The sequence below is a fragment of the Gillisia marina genome (assembly GCF_000258765.1).
Classification (GTDB): Bacteria; Bacteroidota; Bacteroidia; order Flavobacteriales; family Flavobacteriaceae; genus Gillisia; species Gillisia marina.
Window position 1 is genome coordinate 1 of sequence record NZ_AJLT01000076.1, and the last position, 19,800, is coordinate 19,800.

14 protein-coding genes and 1 pseudogene are annotated in these 19,800 nt (G+C 35.0%); all 15 read right to left on the bottom strand.

Translation table 11 applies throughout. The annotated features are described in order from the left end of the window. A partial coding sequence (locus ON07_RS13335) for a hypothetical protein (RefSeq protein ID WP_010232425.1) occupies positions 1-811 on the bottom strand: 811 nt, incomplete at its 3' end. Beyond that, positions 801-2,999 (bottom strand): hypothetical protein, encoded by a 2,199-nt coding sequence (locus ON07_RS13340; protein WP_010232426.1) that lies wholly within the window; start codon positions 2,997-2,999, stop codon positions 801-803. The genes ON07_RS13340 and ON07_RS13335, both read right to left, overlap by 11 nt. A gap of 84 nt (positions 3,000-3,083) precedes the next feature. Next, the gene (locus tag ON07_RS13345; RefSeq protein ID WP_010232427.1) at positions 3,084-4,292 is read right to left on the bottom strand and encodes a BatA domain-containing protein; all 1,209 of its coding nucleotides are present in this window, start codon (positions 4,290-4,292) and stop codon (positions 3,084-3,086) included. A gap of 1 nt (position 4,293) precedes the next feature. Next, on the bottom strand, positions 4,294-5,190 hold the full coding sequence (locus ON07_RS13350; protein WP_010232429.1) for a DUF58 domain-containing protein: 897 nt from the start codon (positions 5,188-5,190) through the stop codon (positions 4,294-4,296). After that, positions 5,191-6,204, bottom strand: coding sequence for an AAA family ATPase (locus ON07_RS13355; protein WP_010232430.1), 1,014 nt, complete (start codon positions 6,202-6,204; stop codon positions 5,191-5,193). A 10-nt stretch (positions 6,205-6,214) separates the two neighbouring features. Next, entirely contained in the window at positions 6,215-6,835 is a 621-nt protein-coding gene (locus ON07_RS13360) for a DUF4159 domain-containing protein (protein WP_010232431.1), read from the bottom strand. A 395-nt stretch (positions 6,836-7,230) separates the two neighbouring features. Then, a complete protein-coding gene (locus tag ON07_RS13365; RefSeq protein ID WP_010232432.1) occupies positions 7,231-8,544 on the bottom strand; it encodes a TldD/PmbA family protein in 1,314 nt (437 codons plus the stop codon). 32 nt (positions 8,545-8,576) lie between these two features. Continuing rightward, positions 8,577-10,218: pseudogene (locus ON07_RS15660) on the bottom strand (TldD/PmbA family protein). Between the two features lie 405 nt (positions 10,219-10,623). Further along, positions 10,624-12,456, bottom strand: a complete 1,833-nt coding sequence (locus tag ON07_RS16065) for a glycerophosphodiester phosphodiesterase (RefSeq protein WP_010232435.1) — start codon at positions 12,454-12,456, stop codon at positions 10,624-10,626. Between the two features lie 25 nt (positions 12,457-12,481). After that, positions 12,482-13,918: a glycosyltransferase family 2 protein gene (locus tag ON07_RS13380; protein ID WP_010232436.1), complete on the bottom strand. Its 1,437-nt coding sequence runs from the start codon at positions 13,916-13,918 to the stop codon at positions 12,482-12,484. Continuing rightward, positions 13,919-14,935, bottom strand: coding sequence for a HEAT repeat domain-containing protein (locus tag ON07_RS13385; protein WP_029332025.1), 1,017 nt, complete (start codon positions 14,933-14,935; stop codon positions 13,919-13,921). Between the two features lie 129 nt (positions 14,936-15,064). Then, positions 15,065-15,424 (bottom strand): response regulator transcription factor, encoded by a 360-nt coding sequence (locus ON07_RS13390; RefSeq protein WP_010232439.1) that lies wholly within the window; start codon positions 15,422-15,424, stop codon positions 15,065-15,067. Next, a complete protein-coding gene (locus ON07_RS13395; protein WP_010232441.1) occupies positions 15,421-16,176 on the bottom strand; it encodes a DNA-binding transcriptional response regulator in 756 nt (251 codons plus the stop codon). The genes ON07_RS13390 and ON07_RS13395 overlap by 4 nt, the downstream gene beginning before the upstream one ends. A gap of 43 nt (positions 16,177-16,219) precedes the next feature. After that, on the bottom strand, positions 16,220-18,769 hold the full coding sequence (locus ON07_RS13400) for a PAS domain-containing hybrid sensor histidine kinase/response regulator (protein WP_029332028.1): 2,550 nt from the start codon (positions 18,767-18,769) through the stop codon (positions 16,220-16,222). Beyond that, positions 18,697-19,800: PAS domain S-box protein (locus ON07_RS13405; protein ID WP_155807241.1), on the bottom strand; the 1,104-nt coding region annotated here is incomplete at its 5' end. The genes ON07_RS13405 and ON07_RS13400, both read right to left, overlap by 73 nt.

Genomic DNA, 19,800 nt, shown 5'->3' on the forward strand with positions numbered 1-19,800 from the left:
TTTTTACGGTCACTTTATGATCCATTTCCGCTAGAAAGTTTTTTAAATATTTTGTTTCAAAAGTTGGAAATCCATTGATTATTAAAATCTTTAAAGCCTCTTTTTTAGTGATCTTTAATGGAATTGGATTGGATGAAAGAATTGTTCCCAAAGAATCTTTCTCCACTAAGCTAAAAACAAAATTCCCGGCAGACTTTAAATCGGCTGTTAATTTAAAATCTTGGTTCTCACCAATACCTAATATAACAGAATCCAAGGTTTGCCCACCAGGTCCCTGTAAAATTAACCTGTTTCCTTCAGTTGGTCGAGAATACAAACCCTTAAAAATGGCTTTATCACCAATAGTATGTTCCGGCTGGTATTTAAATTTTGTAATTCCTTTCAACTCCTCGCGTTGAATATATATTGTTGCTTTTCCTTCTAATTGCCATGAATCATAACTTTTAATTCCATGCCCTAAAATGAATACTGTACCTACCGCTTCTAATTCTTCTATAAATGGAGTATCCTCTTCATAATCTAAAATTTTGATCTTCTTGTGCTCTTTTTTAAGACTATCCAATGAAAAGGGCCTATAATTCTCTGTTAATAAGATAACATTTCCAGAGGTTTCAGAATTAAAAAATGCAGGTTTTAAAGCTATCATTGCCAAGGAACAAATGGCCAAAAGAATCACAAGTATTTTCAAATAAAAACGGGTGCTCGAAAATTGATGCCACTCTTTCCAAACAAAAACAATAGTAAGAACTGCTGCTCCCAAGAATATTGGCCAGCTAGAAGAATCATTTAAAAATGTAAACTTATCTATCATGAAGCTCCAATTCTTTTAAAAATAAATTGTTGATCTCACTTTGAAAATTTTTACTTTTTCCAGCATCCGGGGTGGGTTTAGGCAGTGCTAACAACAAGCCTTTCTGGGTTTCCCTTAACCTTGAAATACTTTTTTTAGAATCTTCAGCTAACCATTTTAATTGTTGTAACGTTTTTAGATGTTTCCCGGGTTCTTCGATGGCTTTAACTGCTAATTCGTTTCCTGCTTGCTTAAAAATTTCACGATCCTCCTTTGTGATCTTACTCCGATTTGAGATTAACTCCTCTAATCTTTTAATACCCTCCTTTATGTAAGGATCAGTTTCTTCTGCGCCAATTTCCTCGCTTTTTCTAAAACTTGAAACATCTTCTAATTTTCCTGTCAGGCGTTTTTCTTCTTTGATCGGCGGGGGATCAAAACCTATTCTATGCACATAAATTCGGGCGCTATTCTTAATTTCCTGAATCAGTTTTAAAGCTCTATTCTGAAATGGCAAGGATTTCTCCGGCTCATACAATCTGAGATGAAGTTCTGCATCCCACATTTCTGTCATTGCCTGTCGTAACATGCTTTTTAAGGAATTGCTAAAAAGTGTAGCTTCCTCGGGATCATCATGATCGTGCACATATTCTTCTAAAGGACTTTTCGACTCTTCCTCCTTCTTCTCTACTAAATTATGCTCGTTATCGCCATCGTGGTCATGGGTATATTCTGCCAAAGGATCGGCTTCTTCATTATGATCTACAGATTCTTCATGCTCGATCGCCAAACCACCTTCGACCTCATCGCCCATAAACTCCCCATATTTTAATCGGAGGGCTTTTTGATCGAAGCCCAGTTCGTTGCTTTTAAAATTGAATTCCTTTTTTGATAAAGCAGTGCGTTGTTTTATCAATTTTTCGGTATCTATAATTAGCTGTCGCTGACTTCTAAAATAATCAGGCATTAAGTCGGCTCCCAATGTGCCTTCAACCGCAAAACCGTAGGATGCAGTATCCTTTATTACCGCAAAGTAAGTCTCGCTTCGGGATCTATTAGGAGTTGGCTGTTTTAAATCGCTTGCTTCAACATAAAAATATAACTCATCTCCGGCTTCCATTTTGAGATTATCTAAATCTATGGTTTTTGATATATTTAGCTTTCGACTTCCTTTATTAAAAGTGCCTTCAAATTCCATTTTTTGCTCTCTAAATTTCACAGACTCTCCACTTCCCTTACTTACCGTAGCAATAATGAATACCTCGCCAATTCCTAGATCGTCAGTAACTAAAGTATTAAAAGTGAGATTTTTGCTATCCTTTACTTCAAAAGATGTAAACTGATCTATCCCCTGGATTTCCACCATCGGCTCTTCATCCTTGAGCATTTCTATGGCATATAATTTTGAAACATAGATTCCTCCCAACGTATCTTCAAACCTGAAATTATAAAAACCGGAAGAATTAAGCTTGAGTGAATGCCCGTAGGAAGTTTCTTTAGAATTCATAGGGTATACAGCTCCTATTAATTCAATTGCCGGGTTGTTGATTACACCATCAAATGAAAGATTCCAACTAATCACAGATCCTTCCAAGGCCTTTATATCCATTTTTGATGTGGTTTCTGAAGGAATTCCGGTATAAGAAGGATAAGTGATCCTTACTTGCTGTTCTTTAATTTTTGGAGCTTTTAATGGAGAAGCTGTAGAATCCATCTTTTGAAATATGATCTCTGTTTCTTCTGAAGGTTTTAAAGTGTTAGTATCAGTGCGAAATAAATTGAAGTAAAATGCAATAAACCCAAGTGCAATCATTCCGAAAGCAATACTACCAGCTAGTATCAATCGATTCGGAGTTTTTACGATTTTTATTTTCTCCTCTAACTCTTTTGTTACTTTTTGTTGCTGAAGCTGTGCCAAGCCGGATAATTCCTCAGTAGAAACTAAGAGCAATCCAGAACTATATTCCGCGGACTCCAGCTGATGATCTATGTAGCTGCTCACTTTTTCTAAGCTGAGTTGCCATGGTTTCTTCAGAAATGATAGAATTGAAAAAATGAAAATAAAAATTAGAATGCTACCTAGGTAGTTTTCAACTAGAAAGTAAAAAAGTATGGAAGCGCCAATTGCATATAATAAGATCTCCAACCAAAGCAGTAATTGCCATCGCTTTTTGAACCTGATCAATATATCTTTCCCTGCACTTTTCATTGTTTTCTAAGTCTGGCAAAAATTCGTTCTGTAATCATTAAGAAAAGTAGCAAGAGCCAAAGCCATTTGGAAATACTAATCAGCTTAGGCGTTTTTTTTGTTAGAAACTGCTTCAACAAATCTTGTGCTTAGCTCTTTACTATCCAATGTCCGTCTATCTAAATTTTGAATTTTACCTTCCAACTCTTTATTAAGATCTAAAAACTTCAGCAACTGTTCAGGGAAATTTTCATCGAGAACATTTTCGGTAGTTAAAGGCTTTGTAAGATGGAAAATATTATTTGATGCACTTGGCTCAATCAAGGAATTCGCAATACTATCAGGATAATATATTAACGCAGGTTGCGTGGTTTCAAAAGGATTCTCACTAAGCCAAATAACAGAATAATAGGATTCCCAATCTAGATTCGTAGTATCTTGAACTGCTACAACCCCAATTGGTCGCTCCAAATATTTAGAGAGCGCATTAAAGGAAGATTCCAAATAGAGTTTTGTATCCTCCAATTTCTCTTCATAATAGATTAAAACAGCTATAGAATCCATCCTTTTCAATGGAATCCAAGTTTGTTCTTTATTTGCGACAAAACGAAGACTGTCCTTACTTTCATTAAACTGAAAAGCATCGCTATTTAAGGGCAGTTTTTCTTTCTTAAAACTTAATTTTTGTTGATCGCTCTCTAATTTCAACACTTCGACCTCATCATCCTTTTTAACAACCTCCAAGATTTCATTAGCTTCAACCTCTTCATCTAAAACGATCCATTCGATATTTCGATTTAATTCTGGACGTTTCCCTTTAAATCCCTTTAAATACCCATGTGTAAATACCGCAATACTATCGGTTGGTAAATCCTGCATTTTCTTTGCTAGTTGCCAATAATTGGGTATCGGATACTTCGTATCATCTTCATTATAAGTACTTAAATCGGCAAAACCAGATTGTAATAATTTAATCGAAGAATTTTGCGCTAAACTATCCGTCAATCGGCTTAGACTTGAATCTCTCAATAAAGTGGGTTCAATGAAATAGGTGATTTCAGTATTTTCTTGTGCTCTTTTAATCTGTGGTTCAGCTAAAATAAATACAAGAACAGTAATTATGAGCATTCTTAATAACAGCAGCAAAAGCTCGTTTAGTTTTATGGAGTTGGTTTGCTTAACATCAGATACCGTCAAAAATTGGATGCTACCAATTTTAATCGTTTTCCCCTCCTTATTGCTCCACAGATGAATAGCCACGGGAATAACCAGCCCAACTAATGCCCAGAGATATGTAGGGTTTAGAAAGCTCATATTAGATCAATCTGTTTCTGGTTTTTAGAAAGGCCTGCAGAGCTTCTCCAATAGGGTCTTCCAAATTAAAAAGATGGTAACTAATCCCATTTGCCAACAAATTATCTTTAGTGGCCTTAATAGTGCTTTCTAAGGATTGCAAATACGTTTTTTTCGCTTCTTTGGCATCCACCTTCATTCGTGTTCCTGTTTCCAGATCTTCAAAAGTTACTGTCCCTTTATAATCGAAATTCAATTCACGTGTTCCCATGATATGCATCACAATAACTTCATTTCTAGAAGTTTTTAACTGTTCTATAAAACTGGTGAGTTCCTTATTATTTTCATAAAGATCGGTGACGAAAAAAATAAGCTCTTTATGGCTTCTATCGTGTAATTTATTAAGCGCCGTTTGATCTTCCGGCCAATGTCCTTCATTTTTAATGTTGATGAGTTCTAAAAGAATTCTATTGAAATGTTGTTTCTGAATTTTAGGATTTAGACTTTGTAGTTGCTTATTATTCAATGTAAATAATCCAACAGCATCACCTTGGTTTTGGGAGAGGTATGCCAAAGAAGCAACCAGTACCCGAACATGATCCATTTTGGAGAGTCCGTTTTCTGTATGCAACATCGATTTGCTGGCATCCAAAATAAATTTCACCGAAATATTGGTCTCTATCTCAGACTGCTTGATATAATAACGTCCTGATCTTGCAAGCATCTTCCAGTCCAGCAAACGCAAGTCGTCCCCAGGCTCATAACTTCTATATTGACTAAATTCCATTCCCGGACCTACTCGCCTGCTATGATTTAAACCTGAGAGATAGCCATCTACAACCACACGAGCTATTAGCGCCAATCCCGAAACAGAATTGATGATCTCAGGTTTTAATAACTGGTGATAGTCCTGTTTCACTTATTTCGTTGACTTTAGATGTGTGCTAGCAGTTTTAAGTAATTCTTTAGTAACCTCATCGGCTGTTATTCCTTCAGCCTCTGCCCTAAAGTTCACAATTATTCGATGTCTAAGTACGGGTAATGCGACATGCTTGAGATCATCCAAAGTAACCGATAGTCTTCCATTGATAAGTGCACGTGCTTTCGCAGTAAGAATCATGGCCTGCCCTGCTCTTGGTCCTGCTCCCCAATTTACCCATTCTTTTACATAGCTGCTGTCTGTGGTTTCAGGTCTGGTTGCTCTGGTAACTTGACTTACAAAATCGATGAGATCATCGCTTATTGGCACCTCTCTTACTAAGTGTTGCAATCTTTGGATCTCCTCCCCGTTAATCACTTTATTTAGTTGTTCCTTTTTCGTTCCGGTAGTGTTTTTTAAGATTGAAGTTTCTTCTGCCTCATTTGGATATCCAATTTTGATATAAAATAGAAAACGATCTTGCTGCGCTTCAGGTAAGGGAAATGTTCCGGATTGTTCTATAGGGTTTTGAGTCGCCAGAATAAAGAACGGTCTATCCAGCTCATAGGTTTTTCCTGAATATGTTACCTCAAATTCCTGCATCGCCTCTAAAAGAGCTGCCTGCGTTTTAGGAGGTGTTCTGTTGATCTCATCCGCAAGGATAATATTTGCGAAAATAGGACCTTTGTTGAATTTGAAGAATTTCTTTCCTGTGCTATGATCTTCTTCCAAGATCTCTGTCCCAATAATATCTGAAGGCATTAAATCTGGCGTAAATTGAATTCTTCTAAAATCTAAAGCTACTGCTTGTGCAAGGGTACGAATCATCAAGGTTTTTGCCAATCCCGGCACTCCTTCTAAAAGTGCATGTCCACCTGCCAAAAAGGTGATTAGCAATTGCTCCACAGTTTCTTCCTGGCCTATAATGACCTTTCCTATTTCTGCCTTTAAATCCTTCAGTTTTTCAGCAAGTTCTTTCACTTCTTGCTCTATATGTACTAAATCATTTTCCATAAATACTATTTTAGGATGTAAGTGCATACATCACTATGTTCACTCCAAAGCGAGTGTTATCTATTTTATACCAACGTTTGTTTCTAAAATCGTAATCCCATTCGCAACCATAATCTTTATTGCTATAGAGCACTCCAATTCTTCCATTTATCTCGATCGCCTTCAAATATTCATGAACCAGATCGTCTCCCCAACCGTTTAGCTCTTGCGAAGTGGTAGGTGGACCATCTTCAAATTCAAAGAAAACATTATAGATTTCATGATCGTTCGGGATTTTTTTTAGAGCCTTTGGCCCAAATATATCCTCCATTTGTCGTTCGAAAGACTTAGCGAAGAGTCCGTCTATGTCATGGTTGCAATCGTCTGCAAAGACAAAACCTCCATTTTTAATGTATTTTTCGAAATTCTCCCGTTCTTTCTTGGTGAATTGTACCAGCTTGTGTCCCGAGATATAACAAAAAGGACATTTAAAAATTTCGTCACTGCTTAGCGGAATAATATTCTCTTGCACATCCACCTCCAAAGTCGTGTATTCTACCAGAGAATTCAGCAGATTAGACGGCATTCGTTGGTCTACATCCCAGTCTCCGGATTCGTATTGTAGTCTTGTGAAGAAAAATTTATTATTCAAGGTTACCTGTGATGATTGTGAAAGTAATATAACAATAAAAGTAATTAGCTCTTAGCTTTAATACTCTTAAAAATTCTAAATTTCTTAGCTGAAATAAATTTTGGTTACTTTTTTAATAATATCATTGATTTGTAATTGTTTTTTATTTCTAAGGTTCCGATAGCTATAAAAAGAAGTATGAGCGACAAAAAATCTCTACTGAATGAGATTCCTCCTCATTCTTCGTTCGGAATGACATCCTTTTGAATAAAAAGCATTATTACATGATTAACAATAATTCTTAAGTGGAGATAACCATATTAATTTGAAATCTAAAAAAAAAACTGGCTGCTTTGAAAAGTTCAAAAACAACCAGTTTTTGTGAAAAAACCTTAATGAGGGATTATAAAATATTTCTAAACCGCATCAGATAAACTTGTAAAAGTAAAGTCTCTTACCTTCATATAAGGAATTAAATTACCATCAACTCTTACTTGTTTTCCAAGGGTTTCCAAATTATTCAGCATAATAATAGGACTTTCATTAAATCTGAAATTCTTTACCGGATGCTTGATCTTTCCGTTTTCAATATAGAAAGTACCATCTCTGGTAAGCCCTGTAAATAATAAGGTTTGTGGATCTACACTTCTAATATACCAAAGTCTGGTAACCAAAATCCCTTTTTTAGTATCTCGAATAAGGTCTTCTAAACTAGCTGTTCCACCTTCCATAATGATGTTAGAAGGATAAGGTATGGCATCTACTCCCTTTTGCTCTGCCCAATATCGGCTATAAGCCAGGTTTTTCACAACCCCGTTTTCAATCCATTTTGTTTTCTTTAATGCTTGTCCGTCGCCATTCCATGTCGCTGTAGGCACTTCGGGATGTAAAGGATCTGAATAGATATTTACTCGCTCATCTACGATCTTATCTCCTAATTTGGTACCTCCTTCTTTAGACATAAAACTTCTACCTTCATCTGCAGTTCGGGCATCTAAAGCTCCTGCCATATTACCTAGAAGATCTGAAGCCGCTGCCGGTTCTAGGATTACGGTATATTTACCTGGCTCAATCGCTTTTGCTTCCATAGACATAATAGCTTTATCTATTGCTACATTAGAAGCTTCTGCTGCATCGAATTTAGTAACATCGTTGTAATCTCTAGTAACCCAGCCAGAACCGGTACCATCATTTGTACGCATAGTTACAGTAAAATCCATACTTGTTGCTTTATTATAAGCAAACAAGCCATTGGAATTTAAAATTGCATTAAAACCAGCCGAATCATTTAAAAACCCTGCTGCAGTAACATCTTTTGCCGCCGCGGGAGTAATACTTTTATCGGCAACTTCTGCCCTATATTCCGGAGTGATTTTGGCAGTTGCTTCCACAAAACTCACAGGTTCATCATAGGTTTGTGGTCCCATGGGAGCCATAAATTCCGGGTTTTCCGGTGATAATTGTGCTAATTCTTCAGCTCTCCTAACTACTTTTTCAAGAGATTCATCATCAAACTCATCTATGGTTGCTGTTCCTGATTTTTTTCCGAAGCTAGACTGCACCACTAAGGTCTGATTAGATCTATGTCCGGAAGTAGACACTGTATTTCTAGCATAACGGATATTTCCGCTTTCGCTACCGCCCATATTTATTGCGCAAGCATCGGCCTTGGAAAAGCTTAATGCTTTTTCCATGATCTTCCGAGCTTCTTCTTTTGTATATATTGCCATAATGTTGTTATTCTTTAGAGTAAAACAATAGATTAAATGCTTCTACCGGTGTTTATTACGTTCACATCGTTAAACCTCGTTGTAGAACTTCCGTGAGATACCGCACTTACTTGTGAAGGTTGGCCTTTCCCATCGAAGAAAGATCCAAAAATGCGATAATCACTTTCATCACATATCTTAACACAAGAATTCCAAAATTCCTGAGTATTAGATTGATACGCCACATCATCTAACATTCCAACGATCTCTCCATTTTTGATCTCGTAAAAGACAGTTCCTCCAAATTGAAAATTATAACGTTGCTGATCTATAGAATAAGAACCTCTACCCGCGATATAAATTCCTTTCTCAACATCCTTGATCATATCGTTAATAGAGTATTTTTCTTTTCCAGCTTCCAAAGATACATTTGGCATACGCTGGAATTGTACATCATTCCATGATTGTGCATAACAACATCCGTGAGATTCATTTTGATCTATCATATGAACCTGATCCCGAATTGCTTGATAATTTTTTAGCACTCCGTTTCTAACCAAATCCCATTGCTTCGTTTTCACCCCTTCATCATCAAAACCAACATTACCAAGAGAACCCGGCATTGTTTTATCGGCCACAAGATTTACGATGTCACTACCATATTTAAAGTCTCCAGATTTCCATTTATCTAGGGTAGCAAAACTAGTTCCAGCATAATTTGCTTCATATCCAAGTACTCTATCCAACTCTAATGGATGCCCAACAGACTCATGAATGGTCAAGCCTAAATGATTAGGTTCTAACACAAGATCATACTTTCCGGCATCTACAGATTTAGCCGTAAGCATTTCCTTTGCCTGTTTAGCAGCCAGAGTAGCATCTTCTACAATATCATAACTATTTCTATATAATTTAAGACCTGCAGGACCTACTAATTTTTCTGATTCAAGTCCATCCATATATTCATAACCCATACCCATTGGAGCACTCATAGCCTGACGGGATTTAAACTTACCTGCAGCAGGATCTATTGCAGTTACGCCGAAGGTTGGCCAAATACGATGAATATCTTGATCTATATAAGACCCTTCTGTGGAAGCGAAGTACTTTTGTTCATTCACCATAAAAAGGGCAGAATTCACATAGTTTGCACCGTTATCCATGGCTGCAGCATTCGCATCAAGTAAAAGTTCTACTTTTTCTGAAACAGGTACATCCTTGAAATCTTTTTTAATTGGCGTTTTCCATGAAACTTCTCCATATGATTCTACAGGAGCGAGAACTACAGGATCCTTCTGAATTTTAGAATTCGCCTTTGCAATTGCTACCGCTTGTTGAGTGGCTTTTTTGATGCCATCTTCAGTAACACTATTTGTTGAAGCAAAACCCCAAGTACCATTAGCGATTACACGAATACCAATCCCGAAAGATTCTGTATTCACCACGTTCTGTACCTTATCTTCTCTGGTAAATACATATTGATTGAGATACCTTCCTATTCTGGCATCTGCGTAGGTTGCTCCTAGAGACCTAGCGGTATTAAGAGCCGTATCTGCCATCATCTTTTTTTGTGGCGATATCCATTCCTGGATCCAGCAAGGCTTCAACTGGAATTGAATTTCCTAAGAATAGGGAAGGCATCATTAATGCGCCTGTTCCTAAACCTGCTAATTGAACAAATTTTCTTCTTTCCATTAATTTCGGGTTTTCTAATTGATAATTTAAATTCCTTTTTAAACAAAATTATAGGTGTTCCCACTTATGGAAAATTGAAGAAAACACACAAAATTTAAGATACAGAACTCAAATAAATTATGATATTCGAGTTATTTCAAAAAAGGATCTCTTTTAATGATCCCTAATTTAATAAAATTTTAAGAATAATTGCAATATGATATAAAGAAGCTTGTTAAATATGAAAAGTGTTGTGTGTAGCCTAAGAATTGAGCACTAAAACTTCAGCTTTATTCATCAACTAAAGATTATTTTAGATAAGGTTAAGCTAGAAGTAATTTAAGAATAATTGCCATTTTTCTCTAATTAGAATTATTACATAAAACTGAATTGAAGCGATGGATTTAAATCATTTACACCCAACCTTTATATACTTCCTAAGATGGGAATTATCGTCCAAATCCTTTCTGAGGTTCCATCTTCAGATGTAACTTTTATAGTTTTATAATCTCCATTTGTTGAATTGAGATCTAATAACGCTCCAGATTCAATTGAGCTTTTTGCTCCATACGGAATATCAAAATCTACTTTGATTTGAAAAAGGTCTGTGTTATTAGGAAATCTCATATAGATCTCCTTTTTATCCCAATTTACTATGGGTGAAGATATCACACAATCTGCATTTACATTATAAATCCCTGAATTTCCTATTGGAATCCCGGTAGCTTTCGGCTTGCCCAAAACTGCAACTTCCTTTGCATCCATAGCATAATTTCTAAGTTGTATGGCATTTACATAAAATTCAGAAGTTTCATTATCGTTATCTGAAAAAAGTAAAAATCCCTGATCCTGTCCACCAGCAAATACATTATAAACCGACCATCTTCCCCCAGATATTTCATTTTTACCAATGTATTTTCCATTGATATATTTTTTAATGGCATTTTCTGTCACTACAATTCCCAATCTATACCAAGTTTCTGATTTTAGAGGATTATGGTACTCATTGCTTATGCCTATTCCGCCAGTATCGATAAATAGTTCTGCATCGTTTTCATTATCCGGATTCGTTTGATAAAGACTTATAAATTTATTGATGCTTTCTTTTGGGATGTAGATATCCATAAAAAGCGAATAGTTATAGTGTAAATTTGCTTCGATCCCAGATGTAAAATTTGTGAAAATGAACAATCCATTATTAGAATCAAATGCCGGTATTTTGGCTACCGGAGCTTCATTGCCATTTATAGGTTTTATATTAAAAGAGCTTGTAGTTCCAAATTCCAAAGATTGATGAGAATATTCCTTATTGTAATTTAAAGGACGAAATTGGCTTCCAACACCAGTGCTAAATAAATTTCCTTTCTCAAAATTCCAATTTCCGGTAGTGGCTTTAATAGGTTCTGTATCCAGCTCCATTCCTTCGCATATAGATTTTAATGCCGATGTAGCAATATCTGATTCTACCCCATCTACTCCAGCATCTTTTAATTTCTTGATCTCTTCAATATTATTGGAAGTAAACACCCAAACCTTGGCATTGTTCTCATGCACTTTTTTCAAAAAGGTTTTAAATTCTACATTAGTATCATCTAGAGCAAATGTATAATAGGTTTCAAAGATGACAGCACCTAAGGCTACCATTTCCTGATACCAACTATCATCGTCGATATTCTCTGGCATCCCACCAAAATAAATAAATGAAGAATTAGGACAGTAACTTTTAAATTCTTGAGCTTCCTCTATGGAAGAAATGGAAGGCAACATTCTTTTTGGAGCCACTTTAGATTTCTCAAGCACCTTACACATGAGTTCATGGTCCGTTTTCTTAGTGTCCAAATATAAATAAGCATCATATTTTTCAGCTAAAATCAGAGCATCTTCTAAGGTTGCAATTTTAGTATTTTTAAACTGACTCCCCTTCCAGTTTCCAAAGTCCAGTTCTAGCAATTCGTTATAAGTAGATGAAACAACATATCCCTGCCCACTACTTGCTCTAAACATAGTTGGCTGATCATGATATAATACATAGACATCATCTGAAGTTATATTAACATCTATTTCGCAGTATTTAACTCCACGTTTAAAAGCCTCTTCTATACTTAAAAGTGTGTTTTCCGGATAAATATCTGAATAACCTCTATGCCCAATGACTTGAAAGTCACATTCCGAATAATCGTAAGTGGGTATTTTTTGCTGAGCGCTACACAGTTGGATATTTGCAAAAAAAGCAAAAAGAAATAAAATAAATATTCTCATTATATATACGAAGTTCTTAATAAAATTAGTCCTTTTGTTTTTTAACCGGATTCGATAAGCCTGCCCTACTCATAACTCCCCAACTATTTTTTCCTCTTAATAAATCAAAATTCCCCATTACAGCAGACCACATAATTACGGGATGATAAATTATAGGCTCTAATAGCGCTGTTCCAATTAATCTAAATATATAGCTTGGTTTTTTATACTGCTGGAAAGAGTACTCTTCAAAAAACAGTGCTGTTACAGAAAATAAAAATGCAAAACTATACACCGCTAGAAAAAAGGTTAAAAAAACCGGCCAGCTTATTTGATTGAGAAGTAGAAGGACTAAGAAAAATATAATTCCTGTAAATTCTATGAGCGGAGCTAACCATTCAAAGAAAAACCAGAAAGGTGTGCTTAACATTCCTAATACCTTATACTTTGGATTAAACATCATTCTCTTGTGTAGCCATAGAGTTTCGGCGGTGCCTCTTGTCCATCTGTTTCGTTGGCGCTGTAATACTTTCCAGGTTTGAGGAACTTCTGTCCAACACAAAGGATCCGGAACAAAACCAACGGTATAAGGAATATTTTTTTCTTGCATCATACGCCGCATTCTCACGAGTAATTCCATATCCTCCCCAACAGTATTGGTATTATAACCGCCTGCTTCAATTACAATTTGCTTATCGAACATTCCAAAAGCGCCGGAAATAAGTAGCAATCCATCTACTCTGGACCAAGCCATTCTCCCCATTAAAAAAGCTCTAAAATATTCGAGCACCTGTACCCTCGCTACAAAAGTATCTGGAAGTTTAACTTCTATAAGTCTCCCATCTTCAATAACACAAGAATTTGCAACCCGTATAACTCCCCCGGATGCAATAACCTTATTTCCATTATTTAAAAATGGTTTAATAAGCTTGAGCATTGCATCGTTTTCCAGAATACAGTCTACATCTATACAGCAAATAACTTCATGCTGGCAGATATTTATCCCTGTATTAAGAGCATCTGCCTTACCTCCATTCTTTTTATCTACTACGGTTAAATTCCTAAATGCCTTATTGGTAGATTTATAGATGTTTTTAATTTCCTTGGTTTCAACAAAGTTGTGATAAAGAATATTTTTTGGTTCCAGTTCGTATTCTTTGATGAGTAGTTCTAAGGAATTATCGCTACTCCCGTCATTTATAATAACAATTTCAAAAGAAGGATAATTAATGGTTAGAAGAGATCGTACATTTTCTACGATGTTTAAGCCTTCATTAAAAGCTGGAGCTAAAATTGAGATAGCCGGTAAGTTTAAAGATTGTAGTAAGGCAATATCATCTTCAAAATTGTTCCGCCGCTTATAGTCTCTAATCTCGAAAAGAGAATAGATTGCGGTGAACAAATAACCAGAGCTTATAATTGACCCGTAAATTAAAAAAAGCCAACTGGCTATTTCTGTAAATTGACTTAAAGCTGAACCCATTTATATACTAAACTGCTTCTCCAACATGAACTGCGAATATATGCGTTCTTTTTTGTCTGGTAAGAAGTCTTGCTCAATATTAAGGTATTTAATTCTCAATTCCCAATCTGTTGTCTCTATTTGATCCCCAATTCTTTTGAGATCCTCATAACTTCCCAATAATTTAACGGCTTCAAGAATTTGTAATTTTATTAATTTACTATTATTCATAAAATCAGGAATAATAATTTCTAGTAGTTCTGTATACTCTAAAGAAACTAAAGAATTAATGGCTTCCCACTTTATAATGTCATTATGATGCTTTATATAAGGTAGCAATTTTTCTATATGCTCGAATTGATTATATCTCGCGATCATTCGAATAGAAAATTCAACAACGCTAGAGAGGTCATGTTCTAACCACTGCGAAAAATCTGGTGGAGTTCCTTTATAAAAGTTTTTTAAAGCATTTTCGATATAAATTTGTTGCCACGTAGTTAAAGGACGAACTGTTTTATTTAGAAACGCTAAAGGGTTTTCTTCAGCAAGTTTTAAAAAATAAAGTTGAGATTGCTGCCGTACTTCATTTCTAGATTCATTTAAATACACTTCAATTTTATGATCCGGTACTTCTATGCCTAATTCTGAAAGTGCATTGATAGCTCTGGCTGTGGTATACCAACTACCCTTATTTAAATCGATTAAGATGAAATCTACAAGCCCTAATTTTCTAAATAAAAATTCTAACTCTCTTGCAGATTCCCCTTTTAAATTTTCATGAAAATGAAGAATTTCTTTAATGGTAACTTTTATTTCTAGCGAAGATTTTAAATGCTCTTTCTTAAAATATTCAATCTGAGATTCTTTATCAAAATCTTCATCGAAAAGAAAAGAATTTAAAAAATCTATTAGAAGCTCTTGTTGTTTTTTCTTTTTCTCATTTCGGATATTCTTATAAATCCTAATCCAAATGATAACAGCAAAGAAACTAATAGCTAACGCTAAAAAAACCAATGAAAAAAGAATATTCCATTTCATAATCCACGGTAAGTCCGACCAGAGTGAATCAAAATTGGAAATACCTATATATAACATAAATCTGATTTAAAAGATTTGGAGGTTCTATAAAACCATAAAAAATAACTGAACTAATACTCAAAATCAGCTTTATCCTAACAATCTTTTTACTCTTAGCGATAGTTCATTTGGGCTGAAGGGCTTTGTAATAAAATCGTCCACACCCATATTAAATGCATCCATAATAATATTTTCTTGTGTTGAAGTAGACAAGACGATGATAGGAGTATCTGGCGTATTCTTTTTAATATAGCTAATCAACTCGTTTCCGGTAACAAAAGGCAACATAAGATCTGTAAGAATTAAATCGAATACAGTCTCCTTTAAATGCTTCATTGCTTCGCGACCATCATTCGCAATTATCACATTGTTCCCATCTCTTTTAAGTTTAAATTCCAAAGATTTAATTACCATTGGATTATCTTCTATCACTAGAATCTTTTTCATCATCTAAAATTTAACTCCGGGAAATCTTTAGTTAGTTGATTTTTGATATTAATGAATTCTAAATTAAGCTCTTCTATTAGTGAAGACATTTCCGTCTCTTTAGCATCTGAGTTTAATAAATGACAAATACCTCTACCTGTCTCATTTTCGATCATTTCAAAGGATGGCTTTATGCCATGCGCTATTTCCCGAATTCTAAGATAATCTTTTCGATTTAAAACTTCCTTTAAATTTCTTAATTCTGAGTTAATTGTTGCACTAAATAATTCTATAGATTCTTGAATAAATTGCTGATCCCCGCCTGAAAGTTCATTTAAATAGTTAAGAGAATAGTAATCATTCTGTTGTGGAGAAACTTCGATAGATTTTTCTAGAGTTTTTCTTATTTGAAGGATTGCAGCACTTTCCACGAAGGGTTTCTTTAAAATAGCTTCGGCATAGGCCAGCATTCTTCTTTCTTGAACAATTGGAATTTCGCCCGTAGAAATTATTACCGGCATTGCAAGACCCAATTCAGATTTTATATAATCGGCTATTTGATAACCACTAATGGGTGTAGAATCTTCTTCAATTACAAGGAGGTCTGCATTGCTGTTAGCATTTAACCATTGGATAACTTCCAGTCCATCTTCGCAAATAATCAATCGCCAACCTTCCGAAAGGGAAATATGGCTAAATTTTTCACGTTCTAGCGGATTGCTTTCCACAAGGATAACAGTAGCGTTCTCCCGTTGGGAGTCTAGTAGGTTTTTCATAGGGCGCGGTGATTTGGGGGCTTAAATTACCTTGTCCAGATTTCTAAATTAAATCTAAAACTATATTTATTTCTTTTTTAATATTTTGATTATGAGCTAAAAGTACTTCTTTTTTTTCTGTTTTTATGTGTTCTAAGGCAAAAGCAAGTTCATTTAAGGCATAAAAACCGCAATTTAACGATGAACCCTTAAGACTGTGTGCTACTTTTCTTACAGAATCAAAATCTTCAGCTTCTATTGCAGTATCAAGTTTAGATTGGATATCACTTAAATTGGTTTTTACCATTTCCATAAGTTGCTGGTAACCTTCTTCATCTCCTTCTAACTTCTCGAGTAATTCTTCTTTATCAAAATGAAGAGCTGTAGATTCTTTTATGGGCTCTACTTCTTTTATATTTTGCTTTGATGGAGTAATCAAGAATTTCTTAATCACATCACTTATGGTGTTAAACACGACAGGCTTGGTAACATAATCGTCCATTCCAAACTCTTGGCAGCGTTCTTTTTCGCCCTTAACGGTTCTGGCCGTTAACGCAATAATTGGAATGCGTTGTCCCTCAGCTTCAAGACCACGAATTTCCTGTGTAGCTTCAAAACCACTTAAAATTGGCATCTGCACATCCATAAAAATAAGATCAATCTCTTCAGATTTAAACATATTTACAGCCTCTTCGCCATCGTTGGCTTCTAAAAGAATAACATTGGGTAAAGCTTTTTTAATAATTGTTTTGGCAAGAAACATATTCACGGGATTATCTTCTGCTATCAAAATATTGAATATAATATCGGTTTCTTCAACCCTATGAACAACTTCATTAGAAAGTTTCTGAGCTTGCGGCACCTTAATATTCTTCATCATATTAAAGAGCTGATCTATTTGAATAGGCTTCGTAATATTAAATTGCACATCTAATTCCTTACAAGCTTTATGTATTTTTTCATCATCTGCAGAACTGTGCAAAAGAATAAGTGGTAAATCTGCAGATGTATAGTTAAGCTTTGTACGAATTTGAGTAATCAGTTCTACACCATTCATATATGGCATATTGAAATCTACAATTGCAAGGTCAAATTTATTCTTACCTTCTAAAGCTTGTAGTGCTTCTATACCATTAGAAACTAGCTCTGACTCAATATATCCAATAGCGAGCATCTCTTTAAGAATCACCCTATTGTTCTTATTATCGTCTATGACAAGAACACGATTGATTTCTTTTGAATTTTCCTGCAATGAGTTATCACCTTTTTCAGTCTTAAAAACAATTTTAAATGAAAACTGACTTCCCACTCCTAGTTCACTGCTTAGTTCCAACTTACTATCCATTAAACCCAACAGTTTATTACTAATAGTGAGCCCTAAACCAGTTCCTCCATATTTTCTTGTGGTAGACGAATCTTCTTGATCGAATGCATTAAAGATCTTTTTTAAATTATTTGGAGCAATCCCGATTCCTGTATCCCTTATTACAAAGTTGTACAGCATCTCGTCTGGACTATTTGCTACAGGAGTGGCATCTATTCTAAGTTCTACCTCGCCAGACTCGGTGAACTTTACTGCATTACCAAGCAAGTTCGTAATTACCTGCCGCACCCTAACAGAATCGGCATAAATATATCTATTAATATCAGATGAAATATTCAATAAGATTTCAAGATCTTTTTCGTGCGCCTGATGTTTTATAATGTCGATGGTTTGACCACAAAGATCTAAAAGATCTGTTTTTTCTTCACTTATTTCCAATTTCCCCGCTTCAATCTTAGAAAAATCAAGTATATCATTTATAAGGTCCAATAAGGCATTGGCCGAATTATAAACGGTACTCATGTATTGTTGCTGACTAGGATTTAGTTCCGTTTTCATCAATAAGTCTGTAAAACCAATAACCCCGTTAAGAGGAGTTCTAATTTCATGACTCATATTTGCCAAAAACTCAGATTTAGACTTATTCGCAGTTTCAGCTTTTAACTTTGCATCTATCAATGAATTTTCCATGTTCTTACGACGAGTAATATCCTGGATTGTAGAAAGAATAATTTTCTTTCCAGAAGAATCCTTCATTTTCACCCCACTAATAAGAACTGGAAATGCTTCTCCATCCTTTCTAATAAACTCACTTTCAAAAGCTTCTTTGGTACCATATTTAATAAAATTATGGAACTGATCTTTATTCTCTTCCAAATGATCATTCGAAATATATTCTTTGAAAGAATGATCTGTAAATTCTTTTAGATTGTAACCTGTAGATTTCAGCAATGCTTTATTTGCATTTATAAATTTACCAGATTTCACCTCTATTAAACCAATTCCAACCGGAGATAACTCGTAGAGTGATCTAAACCTCGCCTCATTTTCTTTGATTCGATTCTCGGCATTTTTCCTTTCAGATATATTGGTTTGAGTACCTATCATTCTTAAAGGCTTACCTCTAGAATCCCATTCTATAATTTTCCCTCTATCCAAGATCCACTTATAAGTACCATCCTTACACATGATCCTTTTTTCGATATAATATATTGGCACTATATTATTAAAATAGTCTTGAAGTGCTTTTTCAGATTTTTCTTGCTCCTCCGGGTGAATTCTACTATCCATGCCTCAACATCGGTTAAAGATTCTTCCGGATCGAAACCTAGCATTATCTTCGCCTGATCGGACATATATTGCTTTCCATTAGGTATATCCCAATCCCAAACTCCATCCCCAGAACCTTCTAGTGCAAAATGTAGTCGTTGCTCACTTTCCCCTAATTCATTTTCTATGCTCTTAATCTTGGAGATATCTGAAGCAATCCCTAGGTAACCAATTAATTCGCCATTATTATTTGTGACAGAGGTTGTAACCATTTGAACCGGAAATTTACTTCTATCCTTTTTATTAAAGGTCCACTCATGCGAATCAAACTTTCCTTGCCTTGCAAAATAAGTAAGGATCTCAAATTCATTGAGATTTTTAGCATCTTGGGTATCTAATTCTTCAACACGTTTTAAAATTTCTTCGGAATCATGAAACATTAAAATGTCCTCTTTTTTTACTATTTCTTCAGAAGAATAGCCTAACAAATTTTCTGCTCCTTTATTGAATTTAAGAATTCGACCGTTGATATCAGTTTCAATAATAGCTACTTGTGTTGTAGCATCCATTACCGTTTGGAGATCGTTCAAACTTCTTGTCAATGCCTCTTTAGCTTCTATGCTTTCGGTAATATCATTAATTTGAGCAATAAAGTATAATGGATTTCCATCTCCATCACGCAATAGAGAAACACTAATTAATCCATATACAATATTCCCATTTTTATGGATATATCGTTTCTCAATTTTATAGGATTTTATTTTGTTCGAAAACAAATCTTTCACCATCTCCAGATCTTTAGTAACGTCTTCCGGATGCGTAACATCGTTAAAACTTTGATCTAAAAATTCTTGTTGGGTATATCCTAAGAGTAGCGATAAGATTCTATTTACTTTCAGCCATTTTCCTTCTAAAGATATCATCGCCATCCCATTAGGAGAAAATTCAAAAGCATTTTTAAATTGGCCGGCAGTTTCTTCAGCTTTCTTTTCTAAAAGTTTTCTCGATGAAATATCTTCTACCTGAGTAATTATTAAATCTTCGATTCCATT